Annotated in this window: 11 protein-coding genes, 1 tRNA gene and 2 pseudogenes; 9 read left to right on the forward strand and 5 right to left on the reverse strand. The window is 41.2% G+C overall.

The annotated features are described in order from the left end of the window. Positions 1-367: 367 nt before the first annotated feature. The 7 genes from IM509_RS19350 (at position 368) to IM509_RS19380 (ending at position 3,254) form a co-directional block, all read left to right on the forward strand. Positions 368-796 carry a PIN domain-containing protein gene (locus tag IM509_RS19350; RefSeq protein WP_008198370.1) on the forward strand — a complete coding sequence of 143 codons (429 nt, stop codon included), beginning with the start codon at positions 368-370 and terminating at the stop codon, positions 794-796. Next, positions 793-1,005: a hypothetical protein gene (locus tag IM509_RS19355; RefSeq protein WP_002789670.1), complete on the forward strand. Its 213-nt coding sequence runs from the start codon at positions 793-795 to the stop codon at positions 1,003-1,005. The genes IM509_RS19350 and IM509_RS19355 overlap by 4 nt, the downstream gene beginning before the upstream one ends. 93 nt (positions 1,006-1,098) lie before the next feature. Continuing rightward, entirely contained in the window at positions 1,099-1,320 is a 222-nt protein-coding gene (locus IM509_RS19360; protein WP_002769518.1) for a DUF2283 domain-containing protein, read from the forward strand. Between the two features lie 36 nt (positions 1,321-1,356). Continuing rightward, positions 1,357-1,611, forward strand: a complete 255-nt coding sequence (locus tag IM509_RS19365; protein ID WP_052276610.1) for a hypothetical protein — start codon at positions 1,357-1,359, stop codon at positions 1,609-1,611. Positions 1,612-1,643: 32 nt separating this feature from the next. After that, the gene (locus tag IM509_RS19370; RefSeq protein ID WP_002789666.1) at positions 1,644-1,973 is read left to right on the forward strand and encodes a DUF6883 domain-containing protein; all 330 of its coding nucleotides are present in this window, start codon (positions 1,644-1,646) and stop codon (positions 1,971-1,973) included. Between the two features lie 2 nt (positions 1,974-1,975). Then, entirely contained in the window at positions 1,976-2,224 is a 249-nt protein-coding gene (locus IM509_RS19375; RefSeq protein ID WP_002789664.1) for a DUF4926 domain-containing protein, read from the forward strand. Positions 2,225-2,270: 46 nt separating this feature from the next. Continuing rightward, positions 2,271-3,254 carry a DNA cytosine methyltransferase gene (locus tag IM509_RS19380; protein WP_072926905.1) on the forward strand — a complete coding sequence of 328 codons (984 nt, stop codon included), beginning with the start codon at positions 2,271-2,273 and terminating at the stop codon, positions 3,252-3,254. A 168-nt stretch (positions 3,255-3,422) separates the two neighbouring features. On the opposite strand, the gene IM509_RS19385 is transcribed toward IM509_RS19380, so the two are convergent. The 3 genes from IM509_RS19385 to IM509_RS19395 all read right to left on the reverse strand — a co-directional run bounded on the left by IM509_RS19385 (position 3,423) and on the right by IM509_RS19395 (position 5,863). Further along, the gene (locus IM509_RS19385; protein WP_043996064.1) at positions 3,423-4,070 is read right to left on the reverse strand and encodes a type I restriction endonuclease subunit R; all 648 of its coding nucleotides are present in this window, start codon (positions 4,068-4,070) and stop codon (positions 3,423-3,425) included. A 461-nt stretch (positions 4,071-4,531) separates the two neighbouring features. Then, positions 4,532-5,386, reverse strand: coding sequence for a prohibitin family protein (locus IM509_RS19390; RefSeq protein WP_002789649.1), 855 nt, complete (start codon positions 5,384-5,386; stop codon positions 4,532-4,534). 3 nt (positions 5,387-5,389) lie between these two features. Next, on the reverse strand, positions 5,390-5,863 hold the full coding sequence (locus IM509_RS19395; protein ID WP_052276609.1) for an EVE domain-containing protein: 474 nt from the start codon (positions 5,861-5,863) through the stop codon (positions 5,390-5,392). A 323-nt stretch (positions 5,864-6,186) separates the two neighbouring features. Between IM509_RS19395 and IM509_RS19400 the strand changes: the two are divergent. Continuing rightward, positions 6,187-7,533 (forward strand): annotated as a pseudogene (locus IM509_RS19400) (sensor histidine kinase); the annotation flags it as partial. Positions 7,534-7,551: 18 nt separating this feature from the next. Here the strand turns inward: IM509_RS19400 and IM509_RS19405 are convergent. After that, positions 7,552-7,624: transfer RNA gene (locus IM509_RS19405), tRNA-Glu, on the reverse strand. A gap of 127 nt (positions 7,625-7,751) precedes the next feature. Here IM509_RS19405 and IM509_RS19410 point away from each other — a divergent pair. Further along, positions 7,752-9,257 carry a hypothetical protein gene (locus tag IM509_RS19410; protein WP_072927593.1) on the forward strand — a complete coding sequence of 502 codons (1,506 nt, stop codon included), beginning with the start codon at positions 7,752-7,754 and terminating at the stop codon, positions 9,255-9,257. Positions 9,258-9,306: 49 nt separating this feature from the next. Here IM509_RS19410 and IM509_RS19415 read toward each other — a convergent pair. After that, positions 9,307-9,670, reverse strand: a pseudogene (locus IM509_RS19415) (transposase); the annotation flags it as partial.

The following is a 9,670-nucleotide window of genomic DNA, read 5'->3' on the forward strand; positions in this document are numbered from 1 at the left end:
CATTTTCGACCCAGTATTGTTTCGCTCAACCCAACCTACAATAATTGCTTATATTAATTTCTGATTAATTGCCAATTCATTGCCGACACAAGAGTTAAAGCGATAACAATTCATTGCTGTATGTAACAATATAAGAGGAGTGCGATCGCTGATCTTGTAGGGTGCGAAAACGCGCGTGTAACGCACCGCTAATGTTTGGGATAAAATGGAGAAGTTTCAATGCGATCAAGTGCGATCGCTCTGAGAAATGATCGAGGTCAAGCATGACAGTGCAATAACTTCGTTACAGAGATAGGATAGTAGAATAGAGGGGGCTACCATACCGCTGCTTCAGGCTTTAATTTAGTCTTCTCGATCAGTTATTATCATGAAAGAAAAAGTGTACTTGGATTCCACGGTTCCGAGTTATTACTTTGATGAGCGTGAAGCTCTAAAAACTTTTACCGAAATCACAAGGAAGTGGTGGTCGGAGATGTCCAGTTATTATGATTTATATATTTCGGATGCCGTGCTTCAAGAACTAACCAACGGAAACTATCCGCGTAAAGCTGAAATTATTCATTTGGTTTCGAGGATTCCTTTACTACCGCCGACTTCTGCTCTTGAACAAGTTGTCGAGTTTTATCTTGCCTATGCCAGCTATTTCGACATTCAATATCTCGTTACTTGGAATTGCAACCACCTAGCGAATGCTAACAAACGGAAGCATATTCGCGTTATCAATGCCCGCCTTGGTTTGTCAACACCTGAAATTGTCACACCACTTGAACTATTCAAAGAGGAGAATAACTTATGATCCACTCAGAGATTTTGCAAGAAAAAGATAAAACTCAAACAAGATTATCGGAGGAATGCACGTCTATCCATGACTATTTAGTTAAGTCTCGCATTGCTGCGGAAAAGGCTGCGGAATCCTACGGGTTTACTCTCAAGTATGCTGAAGAAATTCATAAAATTCGAGAAGAACACGGCAAAGCTTTCAACGCCAACACAACAGCCTCTTAGGTTGGCTTGAGCGAAACAATTTAGATTAATTCTGATTAATTGCCAATTCATTGCCGACACAAGAGTTAAAGCGATAACAATTAGAGGAATTTGGTGAACAAGATACACTATAGCCCAGATGTGGATGCTTTATTAATTGAGTTAAACAATAATCCAATTGCTTACGCAGAGGAGGAAGGGAAAACAATATTACATTATTCCGAGGACGATCAGTTAGTTTTAATCGAGATTCTAGATTTTGGTTGTTCTCTATCGGAAGATGCTAGACAAGAACTTGCAAAATCCATATCTTCTCGTGAATCGATTAAAATATAGTTATTAGTTAATATCCATCTCACAACAATTTAAATCATGAAATGTATTCAGTATATTGTCGATGAAACAGGAGAAAAAACAGCAGTTGTTATCGATCTAAAAGAATGGGGTCAACTGTGGAATGAGTTTTATCAAAATTTACTCGATCGCTCTCCCGTAAACGAAGACTGGATAAATCGATCGCCTTTTCGAGAAAAATTAGATCAAGCTCTCCCATGGAATGCTAATCATCCACCGCAGTTATCAGATCTAGAATCCCTAGAGAGCAAACTCGACAATCATGAGTGCTGAAGAAAAGGCTAGAAAACTAAGTAGATTGAGTGATGCAAATTCCATCTAAAGCAATTATTCCAGAGGATAAACTTACTCGTTATCTTCTCGTATTCAGAGACAAAGATGACAAATCAAAATTTTTAGCACAAGCAGGATTTACTCTCGATAATGCGGCCAGTTTGCAAAAAGCGATTATTCAGCTAATTACCGTAGAAGATGCGATCAGAGATGGTAAAAATGAATACGGTATCTTTTATCGAGTTGAAGGAATGCTAGAAGGAGTTAACGGAATCAATTTAGCAGTGGTTACAATATGGATACTGCGATACATTGACGACTGTTTTCAGTTTGTTACTCTCAAGCCCCGAAAGGATAGATAATTATGGATGTTAGATTATACGATCATGTGGTTCTTTGTCTTGATGTTCCCGAAGACAATCTCAAATCGGGAGATGTGGCAGTATTAGTGGATTTAATCCCCCATCCTAGCAATGGCGAAATGGGAGCAATTTTAGAGGTTTTTAACGCTCTCGGTGAGTCAATTTCAGTAGTTACTGTGCCAATTTCGGCGATTAAACCCCTACAAGCAAATGAAATATTTACCGTCCGCTCTTTAGTGAAAGTTGAATAAGTTAAAATCAAAGAGAATATCCCTATCGCTGCAATTTTAATTATCGATGAATCTCCTGAAAGATAGTAAAAAAATCCGTTTTATTGACCTCTTTTCTGGTTTGGGAGGGTTTCGAGTCGCAATTGAACGAGTTTGTCGCCAAAAAAACTTAGAATCTGATTGTGTTTTTTCCTGTGATATAGATAAAGATGCTCAGGCAATTTATCAGGCTAATTTTGGCGACCAACCCCAGGGAGATATTACCGAAATCGCTGCCCTAGACATTCCCAATCATGATATTTTAATGGCGGGATTTCCCTGTCAACCTTTTAGTATTTGTGGTGATTTAAAGGGATTTGACGATACCAGAGGCACGCTATTTTTTGAGATTGCCCGTATTTTAAAAGTCAAACAACCCGCAGCATTTATTCTGGAAAATGTCAAGCAATTGCAGGGACATCAACAGGGAAAAACCTTAGAAATTATTCTCGATACTTTGCAAGATTTAGATTACTATACCGATTATCGGGTTTTGAATGCGCTTAATTTTGGTTTACCGCAAAAACGGGAACGGATTTTTATCGTTGGTTTCCGAGAAGCGCGGGGTTTTATCTGGCCAAAACCAGCTTTATCTAGAACAAGTTTAACGGAAATATTAGAGGAAAATGTCTCGGATTTTTATTATGCTTCCGAAAAAATTCAAAAAAGTCGCCTTCTGAAAAGAGAGGGAAAAAAACCATATAGTGAACCGACTATCTGGCACGAAAATAAAGGAGGAAATGTCAGTGCTTATCCCTATTCCTGTGCCTTGCGAGCAGGAGCATCCTATAATTATTTGTTAGTGGATGGGAAAAGACGCTTAACAGAAAGAGAAATGCTACGTTTACAAGGTTTTCCCGATGATTATCAAATTGTCGGCAGTTATCAAACTATGCGAAAATTAACGGGTAATAGTGTAGCGATTTCCTGCGTAGCTGCTGTGGTTAATTCTGTAATCGAGTCTTGGTTAGATATTGAGCAAGCATCAACTAATTCATTCTCGTTCAATTGACACCTTAATTAAGTTTATTTTTGACTTAGGAGTTTTAGATAGTGGTAATTATTCAAGACGCTTTTAATTGCCTATATAGACAGTCTCGTAGGTTGGGTTGAGCGAAACAATACTGGGTCTAAAATGGCTTAATTCGCCTGAAAAAGCGAAACCCAACCACCCCAAAGGTTACTCTAAAATTAGCTGACCCATTGCCTTGAGAATTTGGAGCAGATTAATTGCTGATTCAGGATACATTAAATTAAGTTCTGGCATTATCTGATAAGTGGGGTTAGTTTCTTGTCTGAGATAGACGAACATATATTGTAAGCCATTAGTCGCTAATCCCCAAACTGAGGGTTGTCTTTCTAAGCTATTGTAGGCATAAGTCAATAATTGAGGTAATCCCTGACGTACTTCGATTCCACTCTCTTTAGCTTCAATGACTAAAATCCAAAAAGGGATATCATTGACAGTTGCTATCGAATTATTTACCGTGACAATATCAAAGCGTCCGCTAATAGTTTTATCTTCATCCACAAGGATAATATTATCAATCCCTTCTTCAACCCTAATCTTAATCGGATAACGATAAAAACCCGCTAACCGCAATAGGGGAAATAGGGTTAAAACTTTAACTTGTCCTTCTGATGCTTTATCTTCCATCAAATAGGGTCGAAAATCGTTGCGGATTTGAACAAGTTCTAATTTTTCTGCCTCGCTGACGGTTTCCAAAGCTAAAAGCTCTGTAAATGAAACATCTTCAAGCTTTTCTTGAAAATGGAGATGACGTTGAACATCAGCAAGGGTTAGTTTACTCGTTTTGAGGGTCAGCATTGATTTAGCAAGCAGTACAGTGCTGTTTCCATGATAGCTTAAAATAGGTGTCTCGGCTGTTCTTGCTAACAAAATAAGCCAACACAGAAACACCAATTTAAGAATAAAGTTGCTGCGTGGGGTGCGGATTGTTGATTTGGGTTTTTTAACAGAATTGGTAGCCTTCTAACGCACTTTACACTCGTCGGCGATCTACGATCAAGTTATTTTTGAACGAAAAGCACCCCAAGGTCATATTTCTTGTAGTTAGAGGTTTGATTGAGTTGGGGATGGTGGGATGGGATTGGAATGGGGAGAAGTGAGGTGGACTTATACTCAAACTCCTTCTCCAGCGCTCCCAACTCCCGTGCAGTCTTAACGAGTAATTTAGATAGTCAACAGCTTACCAAATTTAGGTAACACTTCCTCTTGATGGGAAAGACTGTATCTTGAGAAAATAATTAGGCTAAATAGACCCGAATTTAGGGGGTATTTTCTGAAAAAGAATCACTATAATTAAATAAAAATGGTACGCTATTTTTTCCCGCTCCATCCATGACTAAAACCCGGGGCATTTGCGCCCCACCTTCGCGCCAAGCTTCAATCGCTTCTTTCTGTAAAACCAATCCTCCTCCCTGTTCTTTTAAAGTTTCTGCTAATAGTCTTTGTGCCTCAGCTTTCCCTTTAGCGCGATTAATTTCTGCCTGGGCCTGTTGTTCTGCTTCTTGGGTGATATAAACGGCTCTTTGGGCGCGTTGTTCTGCGATTTGTTTATCTTCGACGGCCCGGGCAAATTCTGGAGAAAAATTCAAATCTACCACACTGGTATCTAAGACTAGAATACCATACTTTTCTAACCGAGTCGATAGGGCATTATCAAAGTCTTCTTTTAACTCACTGCGTCGAGTAATTGCCTCCTCTACTGTTCTTTTAGCGGCGGCAATTTTAAAGGATTCTTGGGTTTGAGGGGCGATAATTTTAGCGACAATATTTTGTAGGGTGCCTTGGGTTCTTCTAATCGCCACTACTTGAGTCGGATCGAGACGAAAATTAATCGCAAAACTAGCAGATAAATCCTGTAAATCTTTAGTGGAACTTTGGGCGGGAACTTCAAATTTTTGCACCGTAACATCGTAGATATCGACACTAGAAACAAAGGGAGGTTTAAAGTGCAATCCCTCCAATAAAACCCCGTCTTTAGCCTTTCCTAAAACACTTAAAACTCCCGCTTGTCCGGGGGTGATGATCACATAGGCATTAAAGGCCGCTAAAATGACAATAGTGACCAATAATCCCCCAATCAGGGAAAGTAAATTAATAGCATCTTTCTGGTTCACAGTTTATACTCCTTGACGAGCGACTAAAGCGAGAATTTTTGTTGCGATCGCTTGATTGACAGGCATCACTGACAGACGATTTCCTGTCCTTACTAATAATAATTCATCGGCGGTAAAATTTTGTTTTAAAATTCCCAGGGGCAGCAGTTGGGGAAAAAGGCGATCGAACTCAACTTTAACCGTCCACCAGCGCGGGCAATCCAGGGAGGCTTTAGAATCATAGTAGGGACTATTGCGATCAAATTGTGTCGGATCGATCATATCGGTTTCCACTACGCGCATCAAGCCGACAATCCCCGGCGGGGTCGTATTAGAATGATAAAAAAAGGCTAAATCTCCCCGCTTCATCTGACGGAGAAAATTGCGCGCTTGATAATTTCGCACTCCCTCCCAAATAGTTTGACCATCTTTTTTTAAATCCCCGATACTATAGACATCGGGTTCCGATTTCATTAACCAATAATTTAAATTCATCATTATTTATAGTTGTGATTAATTCAAATAAGCTCAAAAATATTTTTAGCCGTTCCTGTCAGCCTTGTTGCCATAGGGTTAAATATAATTCACTTTGGCTGCTTTTGTAGTTCTACTCAAACAATTATTGAGAAGAATGTATCTAAAAATACTTTTGTTAGCAGCAATTTTTAAGGACTATGAGCCTTCAAGTCTAGCTATTCTTGGCAACCGTCAGTTTTTCCCTATGGCTAAAAATAATTTATTCTCCAATAATAAATCGCTCAAATAAGCTGTAAAATAGGATACATTGCCCTAAAAATCTCTAGCCAATCCATAGATTATCGGTGTTCCAAGCCACTCGCCGCCGTTTAGCCTTATGGTACACTGTTGTCACTGCCATACTACTGCTTTTTCTCGCTACGGGAATGTATTTTTATGTGCGGCATACCCTAGTGGATCGCATTGATGATACCCTCAAACACATCATTGAGGTGGTAAATCGTTCCCTCGTGATCGAATCGATTCCCCCGAACCAAGGACGTTATCGCGTCGATCCCCTCGCAAGTTTTCCCAGTCAGGGTAAATCCGTCGAGGACGATCATATAGATTTGGAATGGTTCGATCCCCAAGGTAATCTAGTTTGGTCAACTCTGGCCGAATCTTTAGATATTCCCCTCCATCCCCACCGTCAGGGGGAAACTATTCGCTTATCCGATAATCGTCTGCTGCGACAAATAACCGAAAGGGTGGAAATCCATCATTATGTTTTGGGATATCTGCGGGTAAGTCATCCTTGGTTTGAGGTGACAAAACCAATTAGACAGCTATTATTGGATTTAATCGTCGGAATTTGCCTGATGATTGCCAGTGTCGCCGGGATTGGTTGGTTTTTGTCCGGTTTAGCCATTCAACCGGTAAAAGAGTCCTATCAGAGTTTAAAACAATTTACCGCCGATGCTTCCCATGAATTACGCAATCCGATCGCCACTATCCAAACTAACGTGCAAATGGCGATCGCTTATCCCCAAACTGGCGATCAACGCTTGCGGGTGATCGAGCGTTTAACGGAAAGATTGGGCAATTTAGTCAATGATCTGCTCTTTTTAGCCCGTTCTGATAGTGGCATCGTCCAACCGATCGAGCAAGCTGTACCTTTGGATGCTTTATTGATGGAAGTGGTGGAAGAACAGCGTTTAATCGCCGATAAGCAGGGAATTTGCCTTTCTTTGTCGATTGTGGAACCGGACCAAGAGGATTTTTCCTATAGCGATGAAATGTTTACTATGGAGGGAGATTGGGATCAATTAGCTCGTTTATTCACAAATTTAATTTCTAATGCCCTAAAACACGCTTTTTTGCCCGAATCTGAGCCTAAAAATGTGGCAGTGGAATTGGAAAAAAGTAAACGCGATCGACAATCGGTGTTACTGGTACGCGTCAAAGATAACGGAATCGGTATTCCCGAGGCTGCCTTATCCCATATTTTTGATCGCTTTTATCGTCTCGATCCTGCGCGACAAAATTCCGCCACTTCCGGGGGAACAGGATTAGGATTAGCGATCGCTTTAGCGATTACCCTCAGTCATCATGGACAAATTAGCGTCGAAAGTCAGATCGATCGAGGAACAATTTTCACCGTCACCCTACCAAAAAGCCATCAACGGGAGAAAAAAACCGAAAAGTCAGAAGCTTCCTCTGACTTCTTTTCATACCCCCAAGGGAATTCGAATCCCTGTCGCCTCCGTGAAAGGGAGGTGTCCTAGGCCACTAGACGATGGGGGCTTGGATTTCAGACCTTTTTAAATATAACAATAATCTTTCTGGGAGTCAAGGGTTTTGGCAAAAAATTTTTTTATCCCGCCCTTGCACAATAGGATAGTGTAATTGAAGATGTTATCGCCCAAAATCCATGGCTGCCGATCCCTATAAAAGCCGACTGTTCAACCTGATCAACCGTCGCTTGATCCGTCTGAAAGATAACCTCGGCCGCGTTTCCCGTCGCGGTCAAAATGCGATCGCTGTTGCCTTGCAAATAGCCATCTATCCCGTCTATTTGCTGGTACAATCCCTGCGGATGACGGCTAATCAATTGGGGAACAGTCTCCAGAAACAATTATCACCCCCCAGCAAAGATGGGACGGATGCGATTGCGGAATTTCTCCAGAGCTTATCCGACCAAGAAACGGCATTTATTGGCATAGCAGCCGATCTAGAGGATCAAGCTTTAGTTTTCGTCACTAACGATCACCAGACTGTTAAAATCACCGATAATCAAACCCAAAGACAAATAGAAAAACAAATTAGGACGGCACTGGCTAACTACGCCCTCGAAAAACGGAGAATTAAGCGATTAAATCCTCAATATCCGCCTTTATTACCAAATTTTACCGATAAAAATTCTGTCTTGCCTCCGATCCGTTGGTTTTGGAACCTACTACGCTGGGAACAACAGGGACAGATAGCGATCGCCATAAATCTATTCCAAGAATCCCATCTTGTCAAAACCCCGACACCACCCTCCTTACCACTGCCTAATTTAAATTCTCAAGCGATTTTAGAAGTCATTGACGAAAAATTAGCGATTTTCGAGGCTAAATTTCTCCCTATCTCCCCCGCAATCCCAGGCAGTTTGAGCCACACCTCTAACCCCCCTTCCGATCTCCTTAACCAGTCCCCGACTCTCGAGAAAAATTCCTCCTATCTCTGGCACCTTTATTGGTTAATTTATGCGGCGATCGAGCATTTCTGGGCAAAAGAGAAGAATAATTTAGAACATAGTGCTGATTCACCCGCTTTATCGGCAAAATATCCCCTAAGTCTTCCTAATTCTCTGCTGATCACCTTCAAGCAACGTCTCCAAGATTGGCTAGAAAAACAAACCCAAGCGGATCCCTTCACGCTCGGCAAACTCATCCAAGCGGCGATCGATCACTTCTTTTCCTCTCGCCAATCCCTGACATTTTCCGCCGTCAGCGAGCAACCTTGGCTAGAATCCGCCGATATCTTGGCTATTTCTCCCCAAGACTCCGAAAAACCCCGCCTTAATCCCGCTTATCCCCTTCCCCAGTCCCCAGTCACCCCAACCCAGCCCCTTAGCACAGAAAAAGCTTTTAGTCAAGGAAAACAAAATAAATCTTTACAAAAAATCCCCCCGGCCGCCGCTGAAATTACTCTGGGAGAATCCCCCCCCGCCGCCCAATTAGATCCCCGCTATGCTAAGGAGATAATTCAACCAATTAACGAGGAATGGTTAGAAACCGAATCAACCCCCGTCGGCTACGTTAAACACCCCTTAGAGCGGATTTTAGAGGGATTAGATGCGATTATTTTATGGGTAGAGGAATTAGTTATTAAAATTTGGCGTTGGTTGCGGTACAATCGACGCATTTCTAAATTACTCAAACGCAAACGCTAAATCGATTATCAGTTATCAGTTATCAGTTATTTCAAATAAGAACGAGACACTAGGCGACACAATAAGTACGAATAATTTCATCAAGGGGTGTCCCCACAGGAGCATACATTCTTGCCCTCTTTAATGCACTAAAATCATGTTCGATATTATTTAAATCAGGATAGTATTTTGGCAAAAACACTACCTGATGACCTGCTTCTTCTAGCAGTTGTTTAATGACTGTCTTCCGATGAATTGGTGCATTATCCATAATTAATACTGATGTTATGGGCGCGAGAGGGCAATAAATATAAAGATAACCACCCTTCAAAACCTTCGGCATTCAGGCTTCTCGTAAATACCATCGGTGCAATAAAGTCTTTTTTTCCCTTTCTTCTCCCAGCGACAAGGGTTTCTCTTTTTCCTCGTTTTCC

The sequence above is a fragment of the Microcystis sp. M31BS1 genome (genome assembly GCF_020245285.1).
GTDB lineage: Bacteria > Cyanobacteriota > Cyanobacteriia > Cyanobacteriales > Microcystaceae > Microcystis > Microcystis panniformis.